The 26,537-nt window shown below is 68.9% G+C and carries 25 protein-coding genes; 14 read left to right on the forward strand and 11 right to left on the reverse strand.

All coding sequences use genetic code 11. The annotated features are described in order from the left end of the window. Positions 1 to 63: 63 nt before the first annotated feature. Both QMG61_RS04665 and QMG61_RS04670 read right to left on the reverse strand, forming a co-directional pair. Entirely contained in the window at positions 64 to 1,401 is a 1,338-nt protein-coding gene (locus QMG61_RS04665) for an aminotransferase class III-fold pyridoxal phosphate-dependent enzyme (protein ID WP_283493175.1), read from the reverse strand. Between the two features lie 55 nt (positions 1,402 to 1,456). Beyond that, positions 1,457 to 2,251 (reverse strand): lysophospholipid acyltransferase family protein, encoded by a 795-nt coding sequence (locus QMG61_RS04670; protein WP_283493176.1) that lies wholly within the window; start codon positions 2,249 to 2,251, stop codon positions 1,457 to 1,459. A gap of 131 nt (positions 2,252 to 2,382) precedes the next feature. On the opposite strand from QMG61_RS04670, the gene dxr reads away from it, so the two are divergent. Further along, positions 2,383 to 3,465 carry a 1-deoxy-D-xylulose-5-phosphate reductoisomerase gene (gene dxr, locus QMG61_RS04675; RefSeq protein ID WP_502847007.1) on the forward strand — a complete coding sequence of 361 codons (1,083 nt, stop codon included), beginning with the start codon at positions 2,383 to 2,385 and terminating at the stop codon, positions 3,463 to 3,465. Between the two features lie 123 nt (positions 3,466 to 3,588). Here the strand turns inward: dxr and QMG61_RS04680 are convergent, their stop codons facing one another. The 3 genes from QMG61_RS04680 to QMG61_RS04690 are packed head-to-tail and all read right to left on the reverse strand — an operon-like array spanning position 3,589 to position 6,387. Then, entirely contained in the window at positions 3,589 to 4,503 is a 915-nt protein-coding gene (locus tag QMG61_RS04680; protein ID WP_283493178.1) for an NAD-dependent epimerase/dehydratase family protein, read from the reverse strand. 16 nt (positions 4,504 to 4,519) lie between these two features. Beyond that, positions 4,520 to 4,936, reverse strand: a complete 417-nt coding sequence (locus QMG61_RS04685; RefSeq protein ID WP_283493179.1) for a hypothetical protein — start codon at positions 4,934 to 4,936, stop codon at positions 4,520 to 4,522. Next, the gene (locus QMG61_RS04690; protein ID WP_283493180.1) at positions 4,933 to 6,387 is read right to left on the reverse strand and encodes a serine/threonine-protein kinase; all 1,455 of its coding nucleotides are present in this window, start codon (positions 6,385 to 6,387) and stop codon (positions 4,933 to 4,935) included. Before QMG61_RS04690 ends, QMG61_RS04685 begins: the two co-directional genes overlap by 4 nt. A gap of 65 nt (positions 6,388 to 6,452) precedes the next feature. Here QMG61_RS04690 and QMG61_RS04695 point away from each other — a divergent pair, with 65 nt between their 5' ends. Together QMG61_RS04695 and QMG61_RS04700 are read left to right on the forward strand one after the other, a co-directional pair. After that, a complete protein-coding gene (locus tag QMG61_RS04695) occupies positions 6,453 to 7,832 on the forward strand; it encodes a M50 family metallopeptidase (protein ID WP_283493181.1) in 1,380 nt (459 codons plus the stop codon). Positions 7,833 to 7,906: 74 nt separating this feature from the next. After that, entirely contained in the window at positions 7,907 to 9,187 is a 1,281-nt protein-coding gene (locus tag QMG61_RS04700) for a sensor histidine kinase (RefSeq protein WP_283493182.1), read from the forward strand. A 23-nt stretch (positions 9,188 to 9,210) separates the two neighbouring features. Here the strand turns inward: QMG61_RS04700 and QMG61_RS04705 are convergent, their stop codons facing one another. Further along, positions 9,211 to 10,395: an acetyl-CoA C-acetyltransferase gene (locus QMG61_RS04705; RefSeq protein ID WP_283493183.1), complete on the reverse strand. Its 1,185-nt coding sequence runs from the start codon at positions 10,393 to 10,395 to the stop codon at positions 9,211 to 9,213. A gap of 187 nt (positions 10,396 to 10,582) precedes the next feature. Here QMG61_RS04705 and ispG point away from each other — a divergent pair, with 187 nt between their 5' ends. From ispG to rbfA, 6 genes are all read left to right on the forward strand, one after another. Continuing rightward, the gene (gene ispG, locus QMG61_RS04710; RefSeq protein ID WP_283493184.1) at positions 10,583 to 11,740 is read left to right on the forward strand and encodes a flavodoxin-dependent (E)-4-hydroxy-3-methylbut-2-enyl-diphosphate synthase; all 1,158 of its coding nucleotides are present in this window, start codon (positions 10,583 to 10,585) and stop codon (positions 11,738 to 11,740) included. 136 nt (positions 11,741 to 11,876) lie between these two features. Beyond that, positions 11,877 to 13,640: a proline--tRNA ligase gene (locus QMG61_RS04715; RefSeq protein ID WP_283493185.1), complete on the forward strand. Its 1,764-nt coding sequence runs from the start codon at positions 11,877 to 11,879 to the stop codon at positions 13,638 to 13,640. Positions 13,641 to 13,790: 150 nt separating this feature from the next. Next, positions 13,791 to 14,801 carry a transcription termination factor NusA gene (nusA, locus tag QMG61_RS04720; RefSeq protein WP_283493186.1) on the forward strand — a complete coding sequence of 337 codons (1,011 nt, stop codon included), beginning with the start codon at positions 13,791 to 13,793 and terminating at the stop codon, positions 14,799 to 14,801. 8 nt (positions 14,802 to 14,809) lie between these two features. Further along, positions 14,810 to 15,067: a DUF448 domain-containing protein gene (locus QMG61_RS04725; protein ID WP_283493187.1), complete on the forward strand. Its 258-nt coding sequence runs from the start codon at positions 14,810 to 14,812 to the stop codon at positions 15,065 to 15,067. Between the two features lie 76 nt (positions 15,068 to 15,143). Beyond that, positions 15,144 to 18,008, forward strand: a complete 2,865-nt coding sequence (gene infB, locus QMG61_RS04730) for a translation initiation factor IF-2 (RefSeq protein ID WP_283493188.1) — start codon at positions 15,144 to 15,146, stop codon at positions 18,006 to 18,008. 143 nt (positions 18,009 to 18,151) lie between these two features. Then, positions 18,152 to 18,658 (forward strand): 30S ribosome-binding factor RbfA, encoded by a 507-nt coding sequence (gene rbfA / locus QMG61_RS04735; RefSeq protein ID WP_283493189.1) that lies wholly within the window; start codon positions 18,152 to 18,154, stop codon positions 18,656 to 18,658. Positions 18,659 to 18,686: 28 nt separating this feature from the next. Here rbfA and QMG61_RS04740 read toward each other — a convergent pair whose 3' ends face one another. From QMG61_RS04740 to QMG61_RS04750, 3 genes are all read right to left on the reverse strand, one after another. Beyond that, positions 18,687 to 19,181, reverse strand: coding sequence for a dihydrofolate reductase (locus tag QMG61_RS04740; protein WP_283493190.1), 495 nt, complete (start codon positions 19,179 to 19,181; stop codon positions 18,687 to 18,689). Next, a complete protein-coding gene (locus QMG61_RS04745; RefSeq protein ID WP_283493191.1) occupies positions 19,178 to 19,987 on the reverse strand; it encodes a thymidylate synthase in 810 nt (269 codons plus the stop codon). The genes QMG61_RS04740 and QMG61_RS04745 overlap by 4 nt, the downstream gene beginning before the upstream one ends. 123 nt (positions 19,988 to 20,110) lie before the next feature. After that, positions 20,111 to 21,004, reverse strand: coding sequence for an iron-sulfur binding domain-containing protein (locus QMG61_RS04750; protein ID WP_283493192.1), 894 nt, complete (start codon positions 21,002 to 21,004; stop codon positions 20,111 to 20,113). Between the two features lie 23 nt (positions 21,005 to 21,027). Between QMG61_RS04750 and QMG61_RS04755 the strand changes: the two genes are divergently transcribed. Further along, positions 21,028 to 21,681: a nucleoside/nucleotide kinase family protein gene (locus QMG61_RS04755; protein ID WP_283493193.1), complete on the forward strand. Its 654-nt coding sequence runs from the start codon at positions 21,028 to 21,030 to the stop codon at positions 21,679 to 21,681. A 10-nt stretch (positions 21,682 to 21,691) separates the two neighbouring features. On the opposite strand, the gene QMG61_RS04760 is transcribed toward QMG61_RS04755, so the two are convergent. Continuing rightward, complete coding sequence (locus tag QMG61_RS04760) at positions 21,692 to 22,699, reverse strand: ketopantoate reductase family protein (RefSeq protein ID WP_283493194.1); 1,008 nt, start codon at positions 22,697 to 22,699, stop codon at positions 21,692 to 21,694. 157 nt (positions 22,700 to 22,856) lie between these two features. Between QMG61_RS04760 and truB the strand changes: the two genes are divergently transcribed. The 4 genes from truB to QMG61_RS04780 are packed head-to-tail and all read left to right on the forward strand — an operon-like array spanning position 22,857 to position 25,600. Beyond that, positions 22,857 to 23,828, forward strand: coding sequence for a tRNA pseudouridine(55) synthase TruB (gene truB / locus QMG61_RS04765; RefSeq protein WP_283493195.1), 972 nt, complete (start codon positions 22,857 to 22,859; stop codon positions 23,826 to 23,828). After that, positions 23,825 to 24,193 (forward strand): hypothetical protein, encoded by a 369-nt coding sequence (locus QMG61_RS04770; RefSeq protein ID WP_283493196.1) that lies wholly within the window; start codon positions 23,825 to 23,827, stop codon positions 24,191 to 24,193. Before truB ends, QMG61_RS04770 begins: the two co-directional genes overlap by 4 nt. Before the next feature lie 37 nt (positions 24,194 to 24,230). Continuing rightward, complete coding sequence (locus QMG61_RS04775) at positions 24,231 to 24,674, forward strand: hypothetical protein (protein WP_283493197.1); 444 nt, start codon at positions 24,231 to 24,233, stop codon at positions 24,672 to 24,674. Continuing rightward, positions 24,671 to 25,600: a bifunctional riboflavin kinase/FAD synthetase gene (locus QMG61_RS04780; RefSeq protein ID WP_283493198.1), complete on the forward strand. Its 930-nt coding sequence runs from the start codon at positions 24,671 to 24,673 to the stop codon at positions 25,598 to 25,600. Before QMG61_RS04775 ends, QMG61_RS04780 begins: the two co-directional genes overlap by 4 nt. A 226-nt stretch (positions 25,601 to 25,826) precedes the next feature. Here the strand turns inward: QMG61_RS04780 and QMG61_RS04785 are convergent, their stop codons facing one another. Then, positions 25,827 to 26,504 carry a maleylpyruvate isomerase family mycothiol-dependent enzyme gene (locus tag QMG61_RS04785; RefSeq protein WP_283493199.1) on the reverse strand — a complete coding sequence of 226 codons (678 nt, stop codon included), beginning with the start codon at positions 26,502 to 26,504 and terminating at the stop codon, positions 25,827 to 25,829. Positions 26,505 to 26,537 lie beyond the last annotated feature (33 nt).

Genomic DNA, 26,537 nt, shown 5'->3' on the forward strand with positions numbered 1-26,537 from the left:
TTTCGCCCCTTCGCATCGGCTGAAGGGGCGAAAACTGCACTCTCGCGGGAGGGCGGGTGGGGGTTAGGAACCGGAGAGGGCCGTGAGGGTCTCCTCGATGACACTCATCGCGTCGTCGATGAGTGCTTCGGAGATGACGACCGACGGCATGATGCGCAGCACGGAGTCCCAGCTGCCGGCATCCAGCACGATCACGCCGTTCGTTGTGGCGTGCTTGATGATGGCGGTGAGCGCCTCGGGGTACGGCGTTGTCGTGCCGGGGTGCACGAGCTCGACGCCGAACATGGCGCCCTTGCCGCGCACGTCGCCGACGACCGGGAACCGCTCCGGCCAGTCGCCGATGCGGTCCCAGAGGGCCTTCTCGACCCGCCTGGCCTCACCGAGCAGGTCATCGCGTTCGATCAGGTCGAACACGGCCAGAGCGGCGGCGGTCGAGACGGGGTTGCCGCCGAAGGTTCCGCCGATGCCGCCGGGCTGCACGGAATCCATGATGTCGGCGCGGCCGGTGACCGCGGCCAGCGGGAAACCGCCGGCGATGCCCTTGGCCGTCGTGACCAGGTCGGGGATGACGTCGTGGTGCTCGATCGAGTACCAGGTGCCGGTGCGGGCGATCCCGGCCTGGATCTCATCTGCGACGAGCACGATCCCGTTGTCGGTGCAGAATTGGCGGATCTTCGCGAAATAGCCGGGCGCGGGGATGACGACGCCGCCGTCGCCCTGGATCGGCTCCACGAAGAAGGCCGCGATCTCGGTCGCCCCGATGTGGGTCGTGATGTAGTCGATGGTCTTCGCGGCGGCTTCCTCGCCGGTCAGGCCGTCACGGTAGGGGTAGCTCGTCGGGACGCTGTAGATCTCACCGGGGAACGGCCCCATCCCCGCGCGTTCCGGCCAGGGGCGGTAGGTCATCGCCATCGTCAGGTTTGTGCGACCGTGGAAGGCATGGTCGAGGGCGACGATCGCGCGGCGGCCGGTGAACTTGCGGGCGATCTTGACCGCGTTCTCGACGGCCTCCGCACCGGTGTTCACCAGCACGGAACGCTTCTCGAAGTCGCCCGGCGTGATCTCGGCGAGCTTCTCGGCGACCGCGACGTAATTCTCGTAGGGCGTCACGGTGAACAGGGTGTGGGTCAGCTTCGCGGCCTGCGCGGCAGCCGCGGCGGCCACCTCGGTGTTGGCGTGGCCGATGGTCGTGACGCCGATGCCGCAACCGAGGTCGATGATCTGGTTGCCGTCGACGTCAACGAGGATCGCGCCCGCTCCGTGGTCCATGTAAATATTGGCGAGCGTGCCCGCGCCGCGGGACACCGAGCGCAGGCGACGTTCCTGCAGCTCGACCGACTTGGGGCCCGGGAGGGCGGTGAGGAGTTTGCGTTCTTGGGGGACCGAATACTGGGCAGACATGCTACCCAGCTTAGGTCGCGCCGATTTCCGCCGTGTTTCGCCCGGCAGGTACGGGCTACACCCGCTCCCGCGGGAACACGCGATCGGCCAGTTTCTGAAGAGTTCCTGAAGGCGGCGATTCGTTGTACTTTCCCGCCAGCTCCTGCCCAGACAACGCATGGATCGCGGCCATGACCTCGTCGGTCGCGCCGCGCCTGGCCTTGCCGGAGTCCGGCGAACCGTGCCGGCTGAGGTCGATCGGCGTGCCGAAGGTCACCGTGACCTGACGGATGCGCGGAAGCTTCGCTCCGACGGGCTGGATCTCCTGGGTGCCGACCAGTCCGACCGGCACGACGACGGCCCCGGTGGTCAGGGCGAGCCAGGCCACGCCGGTGCGGCCCTTGTAGAGTCGGCCGTCGAGGGAGCGGGTGCCCTCCGGGTAGATGGCGAAGGCGCTGTCGGCCTCCAGGATGTTGCGGCCGGCGTCGAGGGCGTCCTGCGCCGCCTGCCCGGCGCCGCGTTCCACCCCGACCGCGCCGATCGAGGTGAAGAAGGTGCGCGAGACGAAGCCCCTGAACCCGGTGCCGGTGAAATAGGTGGACTTGGCCAGGAACTGTACCCGGCGCGGCGTCGTCAGCGGAATCACGATGCTGTCGATGAAGGAGAGATGGTTGCTGGCGAGGATGACCCGGCCCTCGCGTGGGATGTTCTCGCGTCCGGTGATAGTGGGACGGAAGACCAGACGAGCGATCGGCGCCATGATGCCGTAACCGAGGAAGTAGACGAATCCGGGCCGTTTCGTCGGCTCTGGCACCTCCTCCGACGGGTCGGCGAGGGGTTCGTTCTGGGGTTCGACTCTGGCACCGGTCACCCGTCGACACTACCGCCAGCGACGCCGACCGTCGATAAGCCCCACCGGGACGGCCCGAGGATTCCGCCGGCCGGGGGCAAGTCCCGGCAATCTCCGACCCGCGCCCGGCGGCCTGCACCTAGCATGGGATGGTGCGTAGACGAGTAGTAATTCTCGGGTCCACCGGCTCGATCGGAACCCAGGCCCTCGATGTCATCAAGGCGAACCCGACCCGGTTCGAGGTGGTCGGGCTGTCCGCGGGCAGCAACCGTGCTCTCCTCGACAGCCAGGCGGCCGAGTTCGAGGTCGACGCGACGGCCCTCGGCATCGACGAGGCCGAACAACTGGTCCGGGATGTCGACGCCGACGTCGTTCTCAACGGCATCACCGGTTCCGTTGGCCTCGGGCCGACACTCGCGGCCCTGGCCGCCGGCCGCACGCTCGCCCTGGCCAACAAGGAATCGTTGATCGTGGGCGGCGACCTGGTCAAGGCGCGGGCCAAACCGGGGCAGATCGTGCCGGTTGATTCTGAGCACTCCGCGATCGCGCAGGCGCTCCGCTCCGGCACGGCCGGCGAGGTGCGGCGCCTGGTGCTCACGGCATCCGGCGGGCCGTTCAGGGGCCGCCGTCGCGGTCAGCTCGCGGATGTCACGCCGGAAGAGGCGCTCGCCCACCCGACCTGGAACATGGGGCCGGTGGTGACGACGAATTCGGCCACGCTCGTGAACAAGGGCCTCGAGGTGATCGAGGCACACCTGCTCTTCGACGTGGACTACGAACGCATCGACGTGGTCGTTCACCCGCAGTCGGTGGTGCACTCCATGGTCGAGTTCATCGACGGGTCGACGATCGCGCAGGCCTCCCCGCCCGACATGCGCCTGCCCATCTCCCTGGGCCTCGACTGGCCGAACCGGGTAGCCGCCGTCGGCGCCCCGATCGACTGGACCGTCCCGCAGGGCTGGACCTTCGAGCCGCTCGACGACGTGGCCTTCCCCGCCGTCAACCTGGCCAAGCAGGTCGGCCGGGCAGGGGGAACCTATCCGGCCGTCTTCAACGCGGCGAACGAACAGGCCGTCACGGCTTTCCACGCCGGTGTGATCGGGTTCCTGGACATCGTCGACACCATCCAACGGGTGGTCGAGGCGCACGAGCAGGATGGCCCGCTCACCCGCGAGTCCCTTGCCGCAGCCGAGGCCTGGGCTCGGGCCGCGGCCGACAAACTGCTCGCCCGCTGACGCCGCGTCGCTCGTGCCCGACCCGGCGGATCGCCAGGCCGCGCCCGAATCGGCAGCGCGCCCCGGCGACCGCGGTAGCGGGCTGCGGAAACGGGCGCGGGGGCACGGCGAGGCTCCTGAGCCTCAGCCGCGGTAGCTCTCCGCGGTCGTGGCGAGGGCGTCCGCCCACGGCGTCGCCGCGACACCGAGTTCGCGCTGGGTCTCGGTGGAGTCGATCAGGTAGGGCACCGTGAACTGGTAGCTCGATGCCCAGACCTCGTGCATCATCGGGTTCACCGCGCCGAGCGCCCGGAGCAGCCACTGCGGATACGCGGCCACCTTCCCGTTCGTCCGGAAGTGCTGGTTGACCTGGCCCGCAATCTCGATCCGGCTCGCCGCGGCGCTGGGCACGTGCCAGAGCCGGCCCCACTCTCCGGCATAGTCCGCGGCCGCGATCAGGGTGTCGACGATGTCGGGCAGGTAGCTCCAGCTGTGCGCCAGGCCGGGCCGGCCGACCACCCGGGCGGTCTTCGAGGCGAGGATCGAGGCGAAGAAGGCCTTACCGAGGTGGGCGGTGCCGGTGGCGCCGGGACCGAAATAGTCACTCGCGCGCACCTCAACGCCGCGCAGCTCGCCGCGTTGGTGAGCCTCACGCACCTTCCGCCAGCCGTCCTTGCGCACCAGGCCCTTGGTCTCGGTGGTCGTCTCCGGCGAGTGCTCGGTCATCGGGCCGCTCGGTGAGCCGTAGGAATACAGGTTGCCCATCACGACCAGGGCCGCACCGGTGGCGGATGCCGCGGCAACGGCGGCGTCGACGATCGGTGGCCACTGGGCAGGCCAGTGCGTGTACGGAGGATTCGTGCAGAGGAAGATCGTTTCCGCCCCGGTCGCCGCACGGGTGAACGCCTCGCGGTCGGCGGCGTCAAGAACGAGGGACGTGGCCCCGGTCGCGGGGGATCCCGATCGGGTGGCAATGGTGACCCGGTCGCCGCGAGCGGCGAGGCGTTCGGCGAGCGGGCGTCCGATCAGGCCGGCGCCGACAACGAGTCGAGTGGGCATGGCATCCTCCAGGCGGTCAGTCGCCGCAGTCCTCTTTCTTCTTGTTGCACTTACCGTTGTCCTTGTTGTCGCCCTTGTCAACGGACGGCTCGGGCGTGGGGGTGGCCGTCGGCGTGGGAGTAGCGGCCTCGATCGCGTCGGCGAGGTCCGCGGTCACCAGGTTGATCGCGGACTGGATCTTTGCGGAGCGCGCCGCGGAGACCTGCCCGGATGCTGCGGCGGTGAGCAGGTCGGCCTGCACGGCGGTGAGGGCGGACTGCGCCTCGGCGAAGTCGCCCGCGGCGGCGGCGGTGGTGACTCCGAGCACTCCGGACTGCAGCTTCTCGGCCGTCGGCGGCGCCAACTCGGGGGCGGGCCCGGAGCAGGCGGTCAGCGCGGCAACCACGAGGAGCGCAGTGGCCACCCTGGTGGCGAGGCGGGAGGGGATGATCATGGCCGGATGCTTTCCTGGAGCTGCTCGAGGTGGGTGCCGAGGGTGCCGTCCACGGCCGGGTAACCCGGAGGGGCGGTTTCCGGTGCGGCAGGCCGGAGAGCGAACAGGACGGCGGCCAGGACGGCAATCACCGCCGCAGCGGCGAGTGCCGCCACGATTCGCCGGGTCGGCTTGCGGCGCCCGGGCGCGGTCGAGGGGGCGGCACGCGCCGCACCGGTCTGCCGGCCGACGGGGAGAAACTCCGTCGGCGCGTCTGCTCGCGCGGCGGTGGGGTCGAGCAGCGCGGTCTTGTCGAGCCCGGCCGTCTTGTCGAGCGCGGCGGTGGGGTCGAGCAGCGCGGTCTTGTCGAGCCCGGCCGTCTTGTCGAGCGCGGCGGTGGGGTCGAGCAGCGCGGTCTTGTCGAGCCCGGCCGTCTTGTCAAGCACGGCGGTGGGGTCGAGCAGCGCGGTGGGGTCCGCCGGGCCGGATGCGCCCAGTACGACCGTGTCGCCCAGCAGTTCCGTCGCCGCCGTTCCGTCCGCGAGCACGCCCCCGTCCTCGAGCACGGAATGGGCGTCGAACGCTGCAGGCCCAGGCTCGGCCACGAGGCTGCGCAGGCCCACTGCTGCCCGTTCGGCGGTGAACCGTTCCGCCGCGACCCGGTTGGTCATCCCGCCGAGCACCTCGGCCCAACCGCTGCCGAGGAAATCGGGGATGACGGGATCACGCTGTAGCCGGGCCATCGCGGATTCGATCGCGGAGCCGGGGAAGGCCCGCTCGCCGGTCAGACACTCAAGGAGCACGAGGCCGAGCGAATACACGTCGCTGGGCGGTCCGATCGGTTCGCCCAGGGCCTGCTCGGGGCTGAGGTAGCCCGCCGTGCCGAGGAGCGAACCCGTCTTGGTGAGGTGGGTGGCATCGAACAGGCGGGCGATGCCGAAGTCGGCGAGCTTGGCGTGCATTCCCCTGCCGGGAAAGCCCGACGGCGCGAGCAGCACGTTCGCCGGCTTGATGTCGCGATGGATAATGCCCTGCGAGTGCACGTAGTGCAGCGCCTCGCCGAGGTCCGCCCCGATCTCGGCGACCTCGGCCGGCAGCACGGGGCCGTCGCCGATGCGGCTGCGAAGATCGCGCCCGTCGACGAACTCCATCACGATGAACGTGCGGGGGACACCATCGATCACCTCGGTGCCGGCGTCGAACAGGGTGACCAGGGCGAAATGGTTCAGGCTCGCGAGCACCGCGACCTCACCGCTCTGTCTCTCGGGGCCCGCGTCGTCGGCGGTGTCCATCCGGAAGAGCTTGACCGCAACCGTGCGCCCGAGCACGACATCCGTCGCCTGATAGACGTCCGCCATGCCGCCCGTGCCGATCAGACGGTCGATGTGGAACCGATCGGCAAGGCGCAGGCCGATCGGGCCGGGGGTGCGGGGCTCAGACAGAGGGGTCCTCCTAATTGGTGCAACAGTCAAGCAAACCACACCTGTGATGCGCAACGGCCAGCGCCTTCGCAGCTTGAAGTGGGTAATCTACGACTGTGGAAACCGTGCTGCTCTATCTTCTGGGCGTCCTGATCGTGGTGATCGGACTCGCCCTGTCCATCGGCCTGCACGAAATCGGCCATCTCCTGCCCGCCAAGGCCTTCGGGGTGAAGGTCACCCAGTACATGATCGGATTCGGCCCCACCCTGTGGTCCCGCCGCAAGGGCGAGACCGAATACGGCGTCAAGGCCATCCCACTGGGCGGCTACATCTCGATGATCGGCATGTTCCCCCCGGTGAAGACGGGCGGCAAGGTCCAGGCATCCAGCACCGGCTTCTTCAACCAACTCGTTCAGGAGGGTGCTCCGGAGAAAAAACCGAACGCCCTGTCCACCCTGGTCGACGACGCCCGCCAGTCCAGTGCCGACACCATCGGCGCCGGCGAGGACCACCGCGCGTTCTACCGGCTTCCGGTCTGGAAACGCATCATCATCATGCTCGGCGGGCCGACCATGAACCTGCTCATCGCCGTGACGCTGTTCGCCGTTCTCCTGATGGGATTCGGAACCGCGCAGGCGAGCACCACCGTCGGGAGCGTGTCAGCGTGCGTGCTCCCGGCCACCAGCGCCAGGCAGGCCTGCACAGCGACCGATGAGAAGGCGCCGGGCGCCGCGGCCGGGCTGAAGCCAGGCGACCGGCTCGTGAGCATCAACGGCACGGCGATCGACAGCTGGGCCCAATCGACGGACCTGATTCGCAACTCGCCCGGTACCGCGCTCACCGTCGTCGTCGACCGCAACGGCACGGACCAGCCCTTGACAATCACGCCCAAGCTCACCGAGCGTTATGTTTTGGATGCGGCCGGCAAGGTCGTCCAGGACGCGTCAGGCAAGTCGGTCACCCAGGAGGTCGGCTTCGTCGGCATCGGCCCGGCAGGCGAGCTGGTTCAGCAGCCGGCAACGGCCGTGCTGCCGGCCGTCGGCGACAACATCGGCGCCGTCGTGCACATGATCGCCAACCTGCCGCAGCGGATGGTCGACATCGCAAACGCGGCCTTCGGCCCCGGCGAGCGCGACCCCAACGGGCCGATCAGCGTCGTCGGCGTCGGTCGGGTCGCGGGCGAGATCGCGAGCATCGACACCATCCCCGTCAACAGCAAGCTCGCCAGCATGCTCGGACTTCTCGCCTCACTCAACGTGGCCCTGTTCGTGTTCAACCTGATTCCGTTGATGCCTCTCGACGGCGGGCACGTCGCGGGGGCGCTCTGGGAGGGCCTGCGTCGCTGGGTCGCCCGGCTGTTCAAACGCCCCGACCCCGGCCCCGTCGACACCGCCCGGCTGATGCCGCTCACCTTCGCCGTGGTGATCGTGCTCGGCGGAATGAGCCTGCTGCTCATCTACGCCGACATCGTCAAGCCGATCAGCCTGTTCGGCTGACCCGTTCCCGGGGAGCAGCCGCAGCCCGGCCCCGGGCGGATGCCTCACCCACCCCGGGGTCGTAGCATCGGAACATGCCTCCACACTGGGATTCGGACGCTCCGTGGTACGACCACGACCGGGGTCGCCCCGGCGGCGGCTACGGAACCCGCATCCCGGCCACGGCAGCGCTCTGGTTCCCCGTGGTCGTCTCCTTCCTCGTGCAGGTGCCCGCCGTCGCGGTCCTGGCCAGGTCTGGGCGTGACTTCGGTCCGGACGCGGGCAGGGAACTGGGCCGGGTGTTCGGCCGTGAGCTCGCCTACGGCTGGCCTCGTCCGGGCTGGTACGTCGCTCTTGCCCTTGCCATCATCGGCCCGCTCGCCCTGCTCGGCGCGCGCCGTTACCCGGGTCCGGTCGTCGCCGTGACCGCCGCGGCCGGCGCCGCGCTCGTGCTGCTCCGCCCCGACATCGGGGTGCCATACCTGGCGGTCGCCTTCGCGATCGTGCTCGGCATTGTGCGCGGCGCCAGGGTTTGGGTCTACGCCTCCGTCGCCGCCGTCTGGGTGGCCACGATCGGTATCGCCGGGTTGTTCGGCGTTCCGTTGCAGCCGGCCAGGGTCGCCTTCACCACTCTCGCCCTGGCCATCCTGATGGGGTTCGGTGAGACGATTCGCACCAGGCTTGAGCAGATCCGCGAGCTGCGAATCCGGGCGGATGCCCGCCGTCAGTCGACCGAGCAGCGCGAGCGGGTGCGGATCGCCAGGGAACTGCACGACGTGCTCGCCCATTCGCTGAACCAGATCAACGTGCAGGCCGGCGTCGGGCTGCACCTGATCGACAGTTCGCCCGGCAAGGCCGCCGAGGCCCTCGCCAGCATCAAGACCACGAGCAAGACCGCGCTCGACGAGGTGCGCACGGTGCTCGGGATCCTGCGGGCCGACGTCGATCCCGCAGCTGACGACGACGCGCCGCGGGCCCCCCGGCCTGACCTCGGCGGGCTGCCCGCCCTGGTCCACTCGTTCAGCGCCCAGGGATTGCACGTCGACCTGGTCAACGAGGCCGGGCCGGCGACCGGGGAGATCTCGGCGGCCACCCAGCTCGCCATCTACCGGATCAGCCAGGAGGCGCTCACCAACGTGCTGCGGCACTCCGGGGCGACGTCGACATCCGTTCAACTGAGCCTGGACGGCCCGGACGTGCGGCTCACCGTGACCAACCCCGGAGCCGCGCCGCACGACCCGGCGATCGTTCCGGGCGGCGGCCTGCTCGGCATGCGGGAACGCGCCGAACTCCTCGGCGGCTCCCTGCGGGCCGAACGGAGGCCGACGGGCGGATTCCTGGTCGAGGCGCGCCTCCCCGTCGGGAGGCCGAGGTGATCCGTGTCCCGTCGGCCCGTGCGTCAGCGGGAGAGCAGCAGGGCCTCACCCTGGCCGCCGCCGCCGCAGAGTGCGACGGCCGCCTTGCCGCCGCCACGACGGGCCAGCTCGAGCGCAGCGTGTAGGGCGAGCCTCGAACCGGACGCGCCGATCGGATGCCCGATCGCGATGGCGCCGCCGTGGATGTTGACCAGCTCGGCGGAGAGGCCGAGTTCTCTGGTCGACTCGAGCGAGACCGCCGCGAAGGCTTCGTTGATCTCGACCAGGTCCAGGTCTCCGGCCGCCCAACCCTCCCGGTCGAGCGCGTGCTTGATCGCGTTCGCCGGCTGGGAGTGCAGCGAGTTGTCCGGCCCGGCAACATGGCCGGATGCGTTCACCACCGCCAGCCAGGGCAGCCCGCGTTCCTCCGCCCAGGACCGGCTGCTCAGCACGAGCGCGCTCGCGCCGTCGCTGAGCGGTGAGGAGTTCCCTGCGGTGATGGTGCCGTCCGGCGAAAATGCCGGGCGCAGCCGGCCGAGCGTCTCGGTCGTGCTGTCACCGCGCACGCCCTCGTCCGCGGTGACGAGGAGCGGGTCCCCGCGACGCTGCGGCACGCTCAGGGGCGTGATCTCGTCCTCGAAGAGTCCGTTGAGGGTGGCCTCCGCCGCGCGCTGGTGCGAGGCGGCGGCGACGGCATCCTGTTCAGCGCGGTCTATGCCGCGCCGGCCATTGATGCGCTCGGTGGAGAGGCCCATCGAGAGCCCGTCGAAGGCATCCGTCAGCCCGTCGTGGGCCGCGTGGTCGAGGGCGATGACGCTTCCGTACGGCCAGCCCTGGCGGGAGCCGGGGAGCAGGTGCGGTGCCTGGGACATCGACTCCTGGCCGCCGGCGACGACGACGTCGACCTCGCCCAGGCGGATGAGCCGCGCCGCGTCGACGACGGCGGCGAGCCCGGAGAGACAGACCTTGTTCAGCGTCATCGCCGGAACATTCCACGGGATCCCGGCCGCGATCGCGCTCTGTCTGGCCGGATTCTGGCCGCAGCCGGCCTGGAGAACCTGGCCCATCAGCACCGCGTCGACCTGTTCGGGGGAGACCCCCGCACGGTCCAACGCGCCGGCAATGGCGGCGCTGCCCAGCTCTACCGCGGTCAGGCCGGAGAGCTGGCCGTTCACGCGCCCCTGCGGGGTGCGTGACCCGGCCAGGATGACCACATCGATCGAGCTCATGATGACTCCTTCGTCTTCGTGCAACTGTCTTGGTGTAATCGTCTTCGTATCAGCGTCGGGTTCTCGTCGCGGATTTAGTCGGACGTTGTCCACCGAGCGTATCCTCGTCGGCGGCCCGCCGATGTCGGCGCGCGACCCGGCGGCGGATGCTGACCATCTCCCCAGTTGGCTGACCTAGAATAACGCCGTGGCTGCTATCAATTTGGGAATGCCCAAAGTACCCGAGGTTCTCGCTCCGCGACGTAAGAGTCGCCAGATCAAGGTCGGCAAGGTCCTCGTCGGCGGTGACGCTCAGGTCAGCGTCCAGTCGATGACGACGACACCGACGACGAACATCAACGCGACGCTCCAGCAGATCGCCGAGCTCACGGCATCCGGCTGTGACATCGTGCGCGTTGCCGTGCCGACCAGGGACGACGCCGAAGTGCTCTCGATCATCGCGAAGAAGAGTCAGATCCCCGTGATCGCGGACATCCACTTCCAGCCCAGCTACGTCTTCGCCGCGATCGACGCCGGCTGCGCCGCTGTCCGGGTCAATCCGGGCAATATCCGCAAGTTCGACGACCAGGTCGGCAAGATCGCCGCCGCGGCCAAGGCTGCCGGGGTCTCGATCCGGATCGGCGTCAACGCCGGTTCCCTCGAGCCGAGCCTGATGCAGAAATACGGCAAGGCCACCCCGGAGGCGCTCGTGGAGAGCGCGGTCTGGGAGGCGAGCCTGTTCGAGGAGCATGACTTCCACGACTTCAAGATCTCGGTCAAGCACAACGACCCGGTGATCATGGTCAAGGCGTACCGGCTGCTCGCCGAACGGGGCGACTGGCCCCTGCACCTCGGCGTCACCGAGGCCGGCCCGTCGTTCCAGGGCACCATCAAGAGCGCGACGGCCTTCGGCATCCTGCTCGGCGAAGGCATCGGCGACACGATCCGGGTCTCGCTCAGCGCGCCCCCGGCCGAGGAAGTCAAGGTCGGCCTGCAGATCCTGCAGTCGCTGAACCTCCGCGAGCGCAAGCTCGAGATCGTCTCCTGCCCCAGCTGTGGCCGGGCCCAGGTGGATGTCTACAAACTCGCCAACGATGTCACCGCCGGGCTCGAAGGCATGACCGTCCCCTTGCGCGTTGCCGTGATGGGCTGCGTCGTCAACGGGCCGGGGGAGGCCCGTGAGGCCGACCTGGGTGTGGCATCCGGAAACGGCAAGGGCCAGATCTTCGTGCGCGGCGAGGTCATCAAGACCGTGCCGGAGTCGGAGATCGTGGCGACCCTGATCGAGGAGGCCAATCGCCTGGCCGCTGAGATGCCGGCCTCCGACACGAGCGTCGGCCAGCCCGTCGTCGTGGTCTCCGAGTAGCGCCTCCCCGTCGCTGAGTTGCGGACAAGACACCTCCGCGTGCTCGGGGAGCGTGTTTTGTCCGTAACCGACCGCTTTCGCGGGGGAGCTGGGGAGATGGGCGACCCCGGGCGGACACGCGCCGTAAAGTAGGGGGGTGCCTACACGCCTCTCCAACTATTTCCTCCGTACCCTCCGCGAAGACCCCTCGGACGCCGAGGTCACCAGCCACCGCCTGCTCGTGCGGGCCGGCTACATCCGCCGCCAGGCGCCGGGCATCTTCGCCTGGCTGCCGCTCGGCCTCAAGGTCAAGGCGAAGATCGAGACCATCATCCGTGAGGAGATGGCCGCCGCCGGCGCGTTCGAGGTGCACTTTCCCGCCCTGCTGCCGCGCGAACCCTACGAGATCACCGGTCGCTGGGACGAGTACGGTGACGGCCTGTTCCGCCTGCAGGACCGCAAGGGCAGCGACCTGCTGCTGGCCCCCACCCACGAAGAGGTCTTCACCCTGATGGTGAAGGATCTCTACAGCAGCTACAAAGACCTGCCGCTGTCGATCTTCCAGATCCAGGACAAGTACCGCGACGAGGCTCGCTCGCGTGGTGGCCTGCTGCGCGGCCGCGAGTTCACCATGAAGGACGCCTACTCCTTCGACTACACGGATGCCGGCCTCGACCTCAGCTACCAGGCCCAGCGTGACGCCTACGAGCGCATCTTCACCCGGCTCGGCCTGGAGTACGTCATCGTCAAGGCGGATGCCGGCGCGATGGGCGGTTCACGGAGCGAGGAGTTCCTGCACCCCACCGCGGTCGGTGAAGACACGTTCGTGCGCTCCGACGGAGGCTACGCGGCCAACGTCGAGGCGTTCACCACGCTCGCGCCCGAGGCCATCGACTTCGCCGGGTTCCCGGCCGCCGTCGTGCATGACACCCCGGAGACGCCGACCATCCAGACCCTCGTCGACCGGGCGAACAGCGCACACCCCCGCCCGGACGGCCGCGAGTGGACGGCTGCCGACACGCTCAAGAACGTCGTCCTCGCCCTCACCCACCCCGACGGCTCCCGCAAGCTCGTCATCATCGGACTGCCGGGCGACCGCGAGGTCGACCTCAAACGGGTGGAGGTCGCGTTCGCCCCGGCCGAGGCCGAGGCGGCCAATGAGGCCGACCTGGCCAAGCACCCCGGACTCGTCAAGGGTTACATCGGCCCGTGGTCGCAGAACGGGGCCGTGCTCGGCGAGAAGTCGGTCACCGGCATCCGTTTCCTCGTCGACCCGCGCGTGGTCGTCGGCACGGAGTGGATCACCGGCGCCAACGAGCCGGGCCGGCACGTCTTCGGGCTGGTCGCCGGCCGCGACTTCCAGGTCGACGGCACCGTCGAGGCCGCGGATGTGCGCGCCGATGATCCGGCGCCCGACGGCTCCGGACCCGTCGAACTGGCCCGCGGCATGGAGATCGGGCACGTCTTCCAGCTCGGCCGCAAGTACGCCGAGGCGCTCGGGCTCAAGGTGCTCGACGAGAACGGCAAGCTTGTCACCGTCACGATGGGCTCCTACGGCATCGGCGTCACTCGCGCCCTCGCCGTCATCGCCGAACTGAACAACGACGCCAAGGGCCTGATCTGGCCCGAAGCCGTTGCCCCGTTCGACGTGCACGTCATCGCCACCGGCCGCGACGAGATCGTCTTCGAGACCTCGGAGACCGTCGTCGCGGCGATCGAGGCCACGGGCCGCGACGTGCTCTACGACGACCGCCGCAAGGTCTCTCCCGGCGTCAAGTTCGGTGACGCCGAGCTGATCGGCATCCCGCGCATCGTCATCGTCGGCCGTGGGGCCGCGGATGGCATCGTCGAGCTCTGGGACCGTCGCTCCGGCGAACGCACCCAGGTCGCCGTGGCCGACGTCGTCGCCAGCTTCAGCTGAGCCTCCCGGCACGCTTTCGGGAAGCGGGCGCGCCAAGGAACGCGCGCCCGCTTCCCCAACGTGCGCCGCGAGCGCGCGGAGTCGGGTACCGTATAGGTGAGCCCGCTGCGCAGTTTCGCGGCGGCAAGATCTGAATAGAGGAGGCCGGCCATGGACATCGACCTCAGCGTGTTGCGGCAAATGGAGCGCGAGAAAGAGATTCCCTTCGAGGAGCTCGTGCAGATTATTGAGCAAGCGATTTTGACGGCCTATCAGAAGCACACCCACCAGGGTGAAGCGACGAAGCAGGCCGCCGAGGAACTGCCGGAAGCGCGCGTCGTACTCGACCGCAAGACCGGCCACGTCGACATTTTTGTGCCCGAACACGACGAAGAGGGCAACGTCATCGGCGAAGCCGTCGACAACCCGAGCGACTTCGGCCGCATCGCGGCCTACGCCGCGAAGCAGGTCATCAACCAGCGCCTGCGCGACCTGGCCGATGACGCTGTGCTCGGCCAGTTCAAGGGGCGCGAGGGTGAAATCGTCGCCGGCATCATCCAGCAGGGTCCCAACCCGCGGATGATCCACGTCGACCTGGGCACGATCGAAGCGATCCTGCCGCCCGAGGAGCAGGTGCCCGGTGAGAGCTACGTTCACGGCGCCCGGATCCGCGTCTACGTGACGGCTGTCGGCAAGGGGCTCAAGGGCCCGCAGATCACCGTCTCGCGCACCCACCCGTCGCTGGTGCGCCGGCTGTTCGCACTCGAGGTTCCCGAGATCGCCAGTGGAGTCGTCGAGATCGTGTCGCTCGCCCGCGAGGCAGGCCACCGGACCAAGATGGCCGTTCGAGCCACCGAACCCGGCGTCAACGCCAAGGGCGCCTGCATCGGTGAACTCGGCCAGCGCGTGCGCGCAGTCACCGTCGAGCTCAACAACGAGAAGATCGACATCGTCGACTACTCGCCCGACCTGGCGACGTTCGTCGCGAGCGCACTGTCGCCCGCCAAGGTCACCAGCGCCTACATCATCGACGAGTCCATCAAGGCCGTCCGTGCCCTCGTTCCCGATTACCAGCTCTCGCTGGCGATCGGCAAGGAAGGCCAGAATGCGCGTCTCGCGGCCAAGCTCACGGGTGCCAAAATCGACATCCAGCCGGACAGCATTCTGGAGGACACCGAATAGGGGGTACGATGGAACCCGTTAGAACGTGCATTGGATGCCGTTCGCGCGCCCCGCGGTCCTCACTCATGAGGGTCGTAGCCCAGGAATCGGAACTCGTGGTGGATGAAACCGCCACTCTCCCCGGGCGAGGTGCGTGGTTGCATCCCACCGCCGCGTGCTTCCAGGACGCACAGCGGCGACACGCTTTCGGGCGTGCCCTTCGCGTGACCAGGTCCTTGGGCGCGAAACAACTAGAGAACAGGCTGAATTGGCTAATGGATAACTAATGAGCGGCTCGAAATGAGACCCGTCCGTTACTAACGGTCTGCCCCTTTCCGGGTGCGGACCCGGAACAGGAGAATTGTGGCTGCGAAACCACGCGTACACGAGATCGCTACAGAACTCGGTGTCGACAGCAAGGTAGCCCTTGCGAAATTGAAAGAGATGGGCGAGTTCGTCAAGGGACCGTCCAGTAGCGTTGAGCCCCCGGTTGCGCGTCGTTTGCGTGCCGCGCTCGAGGCAGACGGTGTAACCGGCTCCGCCGCACCCACCACTTCTGAGGCTCCCGCCGGCACCGCGCCGGTTCCTGCCTCACCCGCGAAGCCGGGCGGCGCACGTCCGTCCCCGGCCAAGCTCGCCGTCAAGCCCGGCGCTGCAACGGTCGCGGAGGTTGTCGTCGAGGCTCCCGCCGCGGACGCACCGCCGATGCCGTCGGCTCCGCTGACGGTGGCCGAGCGCCAGACACAGGCAGCCGAGAAGGCCGCCGCCGCCGAAAAGGCAGCAGCAGCCGAGAAGGCAGCTGCAGCAGCCGCCGAGGCCGCTCCCGTGACGGATGCCCCGGCATCCGCAACGGGCGGTGCCACCCCGGTCGCCGCCAAGCCCGGCGCATCCGTGCCGAAGCCGCCGGCCGCGCGACCGGGCAACAACCCGTTCGCCAGCAACCAGGGCATGGGCAAGACCCCGAGCCCCCGCCCGGGCAATAACCCGTTCGCCAGTGCGCAGGGCATGGGCCAGCGCCCGCCGTCGACGTCCTCACCGAGCAACATCCCGCGTCCGGCCGCGCCGCGTCCCGGCGCTCCTCGTCCGGGCGGACCCGGCCAGGCGCCGCGACCGACCGGCTTCGGCCAGCGTCCGGGCGCATTCCAGCGTCCAGGCGGAGCCCCGGGCGGCGCCGGCGGCGCTCGTCCCGGCTTCCAGCGGCCCGGTGGCGCTCCGGCCGGTGCTCCCGGCTTCGGCCCGCCCCGTCCGGCAGGTGGTGGCGGTGCAGGTGGCCGCGGTCGCGGCCCCGGCGGCGGAACCGCTGGTGCATTCGGTCGCGGTGGCGGCAAGAACAAGGCTCGCAAGTCCAAGCGCACGAAGAGGGCAGAGTTCGAGCTGCGCGAGGCCCCGTCGCTGGGTGGCGTGAGCGTTCCCCGTGGCGACGGCGGAACCGTGGTGCGTCTGCGCCGCGGTGCCTCGATCACGGACTTCGCCGACAAGATCGACGCGAGCCCCGGAAACCTCGTCACCGTGCTCTTCCACCTCGGTGAAATGGCGACGGCAACGGAGTCCCTCGACGAGGCCACCTTTGACGTGCTCGGCAGCGAGCTCGGCTACAAGATCCAGATGGTCTCGCCCGACGATGAGGACCGCGAGCTTCTGCTCGCCTTCGACATCGACATCGACCAGGAGCTCGAAGACGAGACCGACGACGAACTCGTCGCTCGTCCCCCCGTCGTCACCGTCATGGGTCACGTCGACCACGGTAAGACCGCGCTGCTCGACGCCATCCGTAACGCAAAGGTTGCTGCCGGCGAAGCCGGTGGCATCACCCAGCACATCGGTGCCTACCAGGTCGTCACCGAGCACGAGGGCATCGAACGCGCCATCACCTTCATCGACACACCGGGCCACGAGGCGTTCACCGCCATGCGTGCCCGTGGTGCGCAGGTCACCGACATCGCGATCCTCGTGGTCGCGGCGGACGACGGCATCATGCCGCAGACGATTGAAGCGCTCAACCACGCCCAGGCCGCCAATGTGCCGATCGTGGTCGCGGTGAACAAGATCGACAAGCCCGGCGCCAACGCACAGAAGGTTCGTCAGCAGCTCACCGAATTCGGCCTCGTCGCCGAAGAATACGGTGGAGACGTTATGTTCGTCGACGTGTCGGCGAAGCAGGGCATCGGCATCCAGGAAATCCTGAACGCCGTTCTGCTCACCGCGGACGCCGGACTCGACATGCGCGCAAACCCGGACAAGGATGCTCGCGGCGTGGCCATCGAGGCTCGCCTCGACAAGGGCCGCGGTGCCGTTGCAACCGTGCTCATCCAGTCGGGCACCTTGCACGTCGGTGACTCCATCGTGGCGGGAACGGCCTACGGCCGCGTTCGTGCGATGGCGGACGAGAACGGCGCGCCCGTGCTCGCCGCTACCCCGTCCAGAGCCGTCCAGGTGCAGGGCCTCTCCAGCGTTCCGCGTGCAGGCGACACCTTCCTGGTCATCCAGGAGGACCGCACGGCACGTCAGATCGCCGAGAAGCGCGAAGCCGCCGAGCGGAACGCACTGCTGGCCAAGGCCCGCAAGCGCATCAGCCTCGAGGACTTCACCCGTGCACTCGAAGAGGGCAAGGTCGAGTCGCTCAACCTCATCATCAAGGGTGACGTGTCCGGTGCCGTTGAAGCACTGGAAGAGTCGCTCCTCAAGATCGAGGTCGACGATTCGGTTCAGCTGCGCATCATCCACCGTGGTGTCGGTGCGGTCACGGAGAGCGACGTCAACCTCGCCACCGTCGACAACGCCATCATCATCGGCTTCAACGTTCGCCCCGACACGAAGGCTCGCGAACGTGCGGCCCGTGAAGGCGTCGACGTGCGCTTCTACTCGGTCATCTACAACGCCCTCGAGGACATCGAGAACTCCCTCAAGGGAATGCTCAAGCCCGAGTTCGAAGAGGTCCAGAGTGGTGTCGCCGAGATCCGCGAGGTGTTCAGCTCGTCCAAGTTCGGAAACGTCGCCGGTGTCATCGTGCGTTCGGGTGTCATCACGAGGAACGCCAAGGCGCGGGTCATCCGCAACGGCGTCGTCGTCGGAGACAGCCTGGGCATCGAGTCGCTGCGCCGGTTCAAGGACGACGTCACCGAGGTCCGCACGGACTTCGAATGTGGTATCGGCCTGGGCAAGTTCAACGACATCCAGATCGGTGACGAGATCGAGACGATCGAAATGAAGGAAAAGCCGCGGGTCTAGTTCCCGGCTGGCCAATCGGTGCGGGTCTCCGCTCGTTTCTCCCGACAGGGAAAGCGAGCGGGGGCCCTCACCCGGTTCCCCCCTCTGTTCAGCGAACATGGCAGAGGTTCACGAATAGTTTTACGAATATAGGAGTAGTTACCATGGCAGATCCGGCACGCGCCAGGAAAATGGCCGACCGCATCAAGGTCATCGTGGCCAAGCGGCTCGAACGCGGTCTCCGCGATCCGCGGCTCGGGTTCGTCACGATCACGGATGTGAAGGTGACCGGAGACCTGCAGCACGCCTCGGTCTTCTACACCGTCTACGGCAACGCCGAGGAACGTGCGGACAGTGCTGCGGCGCTCAAGGCCGCCACCGGGATGCTGCGCAGCGAGGTCGGCAAGAACATCACGGCCCGGCTGACTCCGTCATTGGAGTTCATTGCCGACGCCATCCCCGAGAACGCGGCCCTGATCGACGACCTGCTCCGGGAAGCGCGCGAGCGCGACACCGAGGTCGGCGAGCTCGCCCGCACGGCCAAGTATGCCGGCGACGAAGACCCGTACGTCAAGCCTCGCGAGTACGACGAGGATGACGAAGACGACGAGGATGAGGACGAGACACCGGCCCCCTCCACCCACGCGCACACCGAGGACCCCGCAAGCTGATCCGGTTTCGTCCCGGCCGGTACTCGGCCTACTCGGCCAGGTAACGCACGAACCGGTACTCGAGACCGGTTCGTGAGGTGTGCCAGCCCGCTTCAGGGTCGACGGCGGCGCGACGCCAGCCGTCCGGGATCACCGGGGCGTTCGTGTCGCCGTGATACTCGGCGTTGATCTCGGTTACCTCCAGCACATCCGCGCCTCCGATGGTCACGGCGAAGATCTCCAGACCCCCGATCACCCAGGTGTCGGCGCCAGTGACGAGTGCCAACGCCTGATCCACGGTGTGCGCGACGAGCGCGCCATCCGCCGCCCATTCGGGCTGCCGGGTGATCACGATGTTGGCTCGGCCGGGTAACGGCCGAAACCTGGGCGGAAGTGAGTCCCAGGTGCGCCGACCCATCAGCACCGCGCCGGAGTTCGTCAGCGCCTTGAAATGCGCGAGGTCCTCGGGGAGATGCCACGGCATCGCTCCGTCGAAGCCGATCACTCCGTTGCTGCTCTCGGCCCAGATCAGCCCGAGAGTCATACCGCGACCGCTGCCTTGATCGCCGGGTGATGCTGGTAGTTCTCCAGAACCAGGTCTTCGAACTGGTAGTCGAAGAGGCTGTCCCGTGGCGTCTGGATGCGCAGAGTCGGTGCGGGGAATGCGCTGCGGGTCAGTTGCTCGGTGACCTGGGCGACGTGGTTGTCGTAGATGTGGCAGTCGCCACCGGTCCAGACGAACTCGCCGAGCTCCAGACCGACCTGGGCCGCGACGAGCTGGGTGAGCAGCGCGTAGCTGGCGATGTTGAACGGCACGCCGAGGAACAGGTCCGCGCTGCGCTGGTAGAGCTGGCAGGAGAGCTTGCCGTCGGCCACATAGAACTGGAACAGGGCGTGGCAGGGAGCCAGTGCCATCTTCGGGATGTCCGCCACGTTCCAGGCCGACACGATCATGCGGCGGGAGTCGGGGTCGGTGCGGAGGGTCTCGATGATCTGGGCCAGCTGGTCGATGCTTTCCCCGGTGGCCGTCGGCCAGGATCGCCACTGCACCCCGTAAACCGGACCGAGGTCGCCGTCCGCGTCGGCCCATTCATTCCAAATGCTCACGCCGTGGTCGCGAAGCCAGTTCACGTTGCCGTCGCCGCGGAGGAACCAGAGCAGTTCGTAGGCGATCGAGGGAAAGTGCACCCTCTTCGTCGTGATCAGCGGAAACCCCGCGGCCAGGTCGAAGCGCAGTTGGCGGCCGAAGACGCTCCTGGTGCCGGTGCCGGTACGGTCGGCCTTGGGCGTTCCATTCGCGAGCACGTCGCGGAGGAGGTCTTCATACGGGGTCAGGATCGAAGCAGTCATCGCTACGATCGTACGGTCTTCCTGGCCCATCCGCGTCACGGACCCGGCCGTGGCGCGTGCAGTTTCGACGGGACCGATTCGTCGAGACGGGACCGATTCGTTTCGACGGGTCAGCGCGACCGGTCACTCGTGCGGCAGGGTGTAGCCGTCCAGACCGTGGCGCACGGCGAGCCCGTCGGCGAGCAGCCCGGCCAGAGCGCGCCGGCGCTGGGCGGCATCCGGCCACAAGCCGTCGATCTCCGCGTCGGTGACGGGGCGGTGGGTGGCCCGGAGCTCGGCCATGACCAGCCCTCGCACCTGCCGGTCGCTGCCCTCGAATCGTTTCTGCACGGCCTTGCGCGGCCCGTCATAGGCGGGGGACCCCGCATTGACCCAGGCGCAGTCGGTCCGGATCGGGCAGGCGTCGCAACGGGGTTTGCGCGCGGTGCAGACGACCGCCCCGAGTTCCATGATCGCGGCGTTGAAAGCCGCGGCCTCCGAGCGGTCGGCGGGCAACAGCCCGCTCATCGCCTCGATGTCCCGGGTGCGAGCCGGCGGTGCGGGCTCGGCCTGCCCGCCGACGGCCCGTGCGATCACCCGACGGGTATTGGTGTCGACGACCGGATGCCGGTGGCCGTACGCGAAGGCGGCCACGGCGCGCGCGGTGTAGTCGCCGACCCCGGTGAGCGCCAACAGGGCGTCGACGTCCTCCGGAACGATCCCGTCGTGCCGCGTCGTGATTTCGACGGCCGCCGCGTGCAACCAGAGGGCCCGTCTCGGATAGCCGAGGCTCGCCCAGGCGCGCACGGCCTCGCCCGGAGGGACCGCGGCCAGGTCGGCCGGGGTCGGCCAGCGTTCGAGCCATTCCTCGAGTCGGGGAATGACTCGGTTCACCGGGGTCTGCTGCAGCATGAACTCGCTCACCAGGGTGCCCCAGGCGGTGAAGCCGTCGCGCCGCCAGGGGAGATCCCGGCCGTTGGCCCTGAACCAGGCGGTGATCGCGGGGACGAGGCGTTCCGCCGGGGCTGTGACAGTCACGCTTTCTAACCTAGGGTCGATTTATGAAGCTTGTCTCCACACCCCGGATCGTTTTCCTCCGCGAGCTCGCCGCCGAGATCCTCGGCCTCTATGGCCGTGGGCGCACGATCGTGGCCGTAGACGGCACGGACGACGTGGCTCGGGCCGCGTTCGCCGACGACCTCGCCGCTGTGCTGGAGGAGCGCGAGCATCCGACCTTCCGGGCGTCACTCGTGAACTTTCGCCGGTCGCGGGCCGAGCAGGAGAGGTTTGGCCCGGAGTCTCCGGAGCGACTCTTCCGGCACCTCTACGACTTCTCCCTGCTTCGCCGGGTGCTGATCGATCCATTCCGGATGGGCGGCAGCACCGGATTCGTGACCCGTGCCTTCGACCCGGACCGTGACACCTGGATCGAACCGACCTGGCTGACCGGACCCCCCGATGCGACCCTGGTCATCGACGGCGACCACCTGAACCGGCAGGAACTGCGAGACGCCTGGTCGTACAGCGTGCTCGTCGAGACCGGGCCGGAGTCCGCCGATAGCCTCGGTAACCTTTCCGGCGACCACGACGACGATGAGCAGGCCGAGGCCGACCGCCTCTACCGCACCGAGGTGAGGCCGCGCACGCGGGCTTCCGCCGTCGTCGACCTCACCGACCCGGGTCTACCCGAACGCAGGTTCTTCGACAGCTGCTGACCCGGCGCGGTCAGCGCCGCGTGAGCGCTCCGACGCGCGAGATGACCCCGGCGGGGCTGAGCGCGGCGCCCGATGCCTCGACCTCGTGCACCAGCGCCGTCAGGAGGGCGTTCACCGGTGCGGCGAGGTCGGCCAGGCCCGCCTCGCGCACGACGACGCCGTTCAGAAAGTCGATCTCGGTGCGCTGGCCACGCTTCAGGCTCTGCAGGGTGGAGCCCTGGTTCGGCACGTCGCCCATCCGCGCTCGCATCATCAGGGGCAGCACCTGACCCAGTGAGACCGGCAGCCGCGAGAACAAGCGAAGCCGGGCGTCGCCGAGCCCCTGCAGCGCTCCGAAGCGCACTCCGCGCTTCATCCCGACCCGCACGGTCTCGCGCATGCTCGCCGTCATCACCCGCCGGAGACCGGCGTGGTCGACGACCTCCTGCACGCTGAGCCCGGTGATGGCCGGGAGCGAATTAAGCATGTTGACGACAAGCTTCGTCCACTGTGCGCCGACGAAGTTGTCGATCACCTTCGTCGGCACGGCCTCGGCCAGAACATCGCGCCACCCGGCGGTCCGGGTGTCGGCGGGGCCGGAACCACGGCCGAGGTAGGTCGGCGCCGGGGTGGTGATGGTCACCCGCCCCGGTGCCGTGTAGTTCGCGGCGATGATCGACAATGCGCCGAAGCATTCGGAGCGCGGCAGCAGTCGGGCGGCCGTGGTCACCCCGTCCAGGCCGTTCTGCACGACGATGACGGGGGAGCCGTCGAGAACGGCCGCATTTTCCGCGATGGCGGCGGCGGCATCCTGTGCCTTCGTGCAGACCAGGGTCAGCTCCGGGGTGTCGACGAGGCGTTCCAACGCCGTGGGGTGGGCGTGCGCCTCACCGAACCCACCGCTGAGACGGATGCCGTCGGCCCGGATCGCGGTCAACCCCGCGCCCCGCGCCGTCACGGTCACGTCGTGGCCGGCCCGGGCCAGCAGGGTGGCGAAGGTGCCGCCGAGGGCGCCCGTTCCGATTACCGCTATCTTCATGGCTCCAGCCTAGGTCGGTCCTCTGCTCTGAGAACGCCGCCCGCCGCGCCCGGCCGGAGCGAACGCGCCGCCGCCGATTGGCGGATACGATGACTTGGGTGAGCGACGAATCCCGGCAGTCAGGCAACGGGCCGCAGGCTCAGATCGGATCTCGCTCATGAGCGGCTCCACCAGCGGACTGGTTCTCATCGACAAGCCGCAGAGCTGGACCAGTCACGATGCGGTCGCGCGCACCCGCCGCCTCGCGGGCACCCGCAAGGTCGGCCATGCCGGCACCCTGGACCCGATGGCGACCGGCCTGCTCATTCTCGGCATCAACAGTTCGACCCGGCTGCTCACCTTCGTCGTCGGCCTCGACAAGGAATATTTCGCCACGATCAGGCTGGGCTCCGCGACGACGACGGATGACGCGGAAGGCGAAGAGGTCACCAGAGCCTCAGCCGAGACCGTGGCCGCACTCGCGCCAGAGGCCGTCGCGGCCGGAATCGCGGCGCTCACCGGCGCCATCAGCCAACAGCCGAGCGCGGTGAGCGCCATCAAGGTCGACGGGGTGCGTGCCTACGCCCGGGTCCGGGCCGGCGAAGCGGTGGACCTTCCCTCCCGCCCGGTCACGGTGAGCGCCTTCGAACTGGTTGGGTCAACGCCGGTCGACGGCTTCCTCGACCTCACCGTTCGGGTCGAGTGCTCCTCCGGCACCTACGTCCGTGCCCTCGCCCGCGACCTCGGCGCCGGCCTCGGCGTCGGTGGGCACCTCACCAGCCTCCGACGCACCCGGATCGGCCCGTTCCGGATCGAGGAGGCCTGCCCCCTCGACCAGCTCGACGTGGCCTCGGCACTGATCGGCCCGGCAGCCGCGGCAACCCGAATCCTCGGCCGCCTCGATCTCACCGAGCAGCAGGCGATCGACCTCGGCCACGGCAAACGCATCGACGTCGACGCCGGCCAGAACCTCAGCCAGGCCGGACCGGTCGCCGCCATCGCCCCGGACGGCCGCCTGATCGGCCTGGTCGAGTTCCGGGGCACGCAGGCCAAGTCCCTGATCAACTTCCCGCCCGACGAAACACCCGACGAAGCGCCCGACGAAGCGCCCGACGCTGCAGCCGCCGGCGCAGTGGATGGTGACGCGTGATCGAGTGGTTCGCCTGGGCCCAGATCGTGGTCGCCGTGCTCGCCGGACTCCTCTGCACCGGCCTCGGCCTGTTCGGCCGCCGGCCCACCGACCTGTCGATGGGGGCCACCGCCCTGGTCGAACTCCTCCTCCTGGCGCAGCTCGTCGTGGCGATCGCTGCGCCGTTCACGGGCAACAACCCCAGCGGCAGCGTGCTCGAGTTCTACACCTACCTGATCAGCGCGATCCTGCTGCCGGTCGGGGCCGCGACCTGGGCGTTGATCGAACGCAGCCGGTGGAGCACGGTCATCCTCGGCGGAGCCTGCCTCGCAGTGGCCGTGATGCTCTACCGGATGCTGCAAATCTGGACGGTGCAGGGACTGTGAGAAAGCTCCGACTGGATGCTGCGATAATTACCAAGCCATGACTGGACCGAAGAGCGACGCCGACGTGAACACCACCGACGGTGCACGGAACCGACGAGTGACCGGCATCGGCCGGGTGCTCATCGCCGTGTACGGACTTCTGGCCCTCGCCGCGACCGGCCGATCGTTCGTGCAGATCGCGGAGAGCTTCGCCGACGCCCCGCTGTCCTACTCGCTGTCCGCTCTCGCCGCCGTGATCTACATCGTCGCCACCGTCGCCCTGGTCCGAAGCGGACGTGGCTGGTACCGGGTCGCCTGGGTCACGATCGGCTTCGAGCTGCTCGGCGTGCTCGTGATCGGCACGCTCAGCCTCGTCGAGCCGGATCTGTTCCAGCACAAGACCGTGTGGTCCGTGTTCGGCCGCGGCTACGGCTTTGTTCCCCTTGTGCTTCCGCTGCTGGGCATGTGGTGGCTCGCTCGCCGGGCGCCGGGGCGCGCATGAGGATCATCAGGGGTCTCGGCGACATCCCGGCCGACTGGCCGGCATCCGCCGTGAGCATCGGCAAATTCGACGGCGTGCACGCCGGCCACCGGGCCGTCATCGCTGAGTTGAAGTCGATCGCCGACGCCGAGGGGCTTGTCTCCGTCGTCGCCACGTTTGACCGGCATCCGCTCGCCCTGCTGGCGCCCGACGACTGCCCGGAGTCGCTGATCAGCGCCGAACAGAAGCTCAACCTTCTTGGCGAGACCGGCGTCGGCGCCGCACTCGTACTGGAGTTCAACCCGGCTCTCGCAGCGCTCGCGCCCGAGGAGTTCATCGAGTCCGTGCTGGTGAACGGACTCCACGCGAAGCACGTGCTCGTGGGCCGGGACTTCCGGTTCGGTGCCCGTGCCGCCGGCGACGTGCACCTGCTCCAGCGGCTTGGCGCCGCCAAGGGCTTCGACGTGCGCCTGATCGACGACGTGAAACCGGATCTGGCCCGGCGGGTGTCGTCAACCTGGATCAGGGAGCTGCTGTCTCGCGGCGACGTGCTCGCGGCAACCGGGCTGCTCGGCCACGTTCCGACCGTGCGCGGCGAGGTCGTTCACGGCGCGGCCAGGGGACGGGAGCTGGGATTCCCGACCGCCAACCTCTCGCCGGACTCCGAGGGACTCATCCCTGCCGATGGCGTCTACGCGGGCTGGCTGACGGATGCCGGCGTGCGCTATCCGGCGGCGATCTCGGTTGGCAACAACCCCACCTTCGACGGCGTGGCCCAGAAGCAGGTCGAGGCCTACGTGCTCGATCGTGAGATCGACCTGTACGACCACGTGGTCGAGGTGTCGTTCGTGGACCGGATTCGCGGCATGGTCGCCTTCACGGGCATCGAACCCCTGATCGTGCAGATGCGCGACGACGTGGAACGCGTACGCCACCTCCTCTCCTGACCCGCCCGGTACCCGCCCCGACCCGCCCCGTGCCCGACCCGCCCCGTGCCCGATCCGCCCGGTGGTCGAGCTCGTCGAGACCCCGCCGCGTCGCCGCGCCGGATTCGGCAGCCCGCGTCCGCGCCCGCGGTAGCGCCCTGCGGAAAGGGGCGCGGTGAGCCGGCCCCGCCCGGTGCCCGACCCAAGTCGAGCCGCCCGGCGCCCGCATTGAGCGACGAATGCGGGGCTACTCGGCGGTGCGGCGGCCGCCCGGCGTGAAACCCTCGCGACCGAACAGGAACAGCACGAAGTCTTCGGCGGTGCCCTCGAAGGCCTGGCCCCGGCCGACGCGCCAGAGCGCATCCGTCGCCACGAGCGTGCGACGCCGGAGCACGGCCTTCACCGGGGTGGGCGCGATCAGCGCTCGGCGGAGCGCCACCGCCCCGGTCACGACCGGCGCGACCGTCAGGGTCAGGTCCAGCGCACGGGCGATGTCGAAGCCGTGCACGACCGCCTCGGTCAGCTCCGTGACGCCGTGGCGCCCGAGACCGGCCAGCCGGTCCGCAGCGATCCGGCGCAGCTCGGCGACGAGTTCGGCCGGCTCGGCCTCGGCCGCGGCCCGGCTGACCACGTCCATCCCTCGGTTCGGGTTCACGAAGCGACCGTGCAGCATCGCGCGGCCCAGGCTGCGCACCAGCTCACGATTGGTGCTGCCGAGCCGCCAGATCAGGTGGCCGGCGACATCCCGCACCCGCCAGCCGCCGCAGAGGCTCGGCGCTTCCCACTGCTCTGGGGTCAGCTCGGCCAGCAAATCGGCGATGGCCGTGAGCGTCTCCGCCAGCGGTGCCCTCCAGTCGGAACCGGCCTCGGTTTCGTCGACGGCGGGGCGCTGGCTGAACGGGAGGTGTTTCGCGAATTCAGGCATGGTGTCCAGCCTAGACTTACCCCGTAATTGACA

Source organism: Cryobacterium sp. PH31-AA6 (assembly GCF_030063195.1).
GTDB lineage: Bacteria > Actinomycetota > Actinomycetes > Actinomycetales > Microbacteriaceae > Cryobacterium.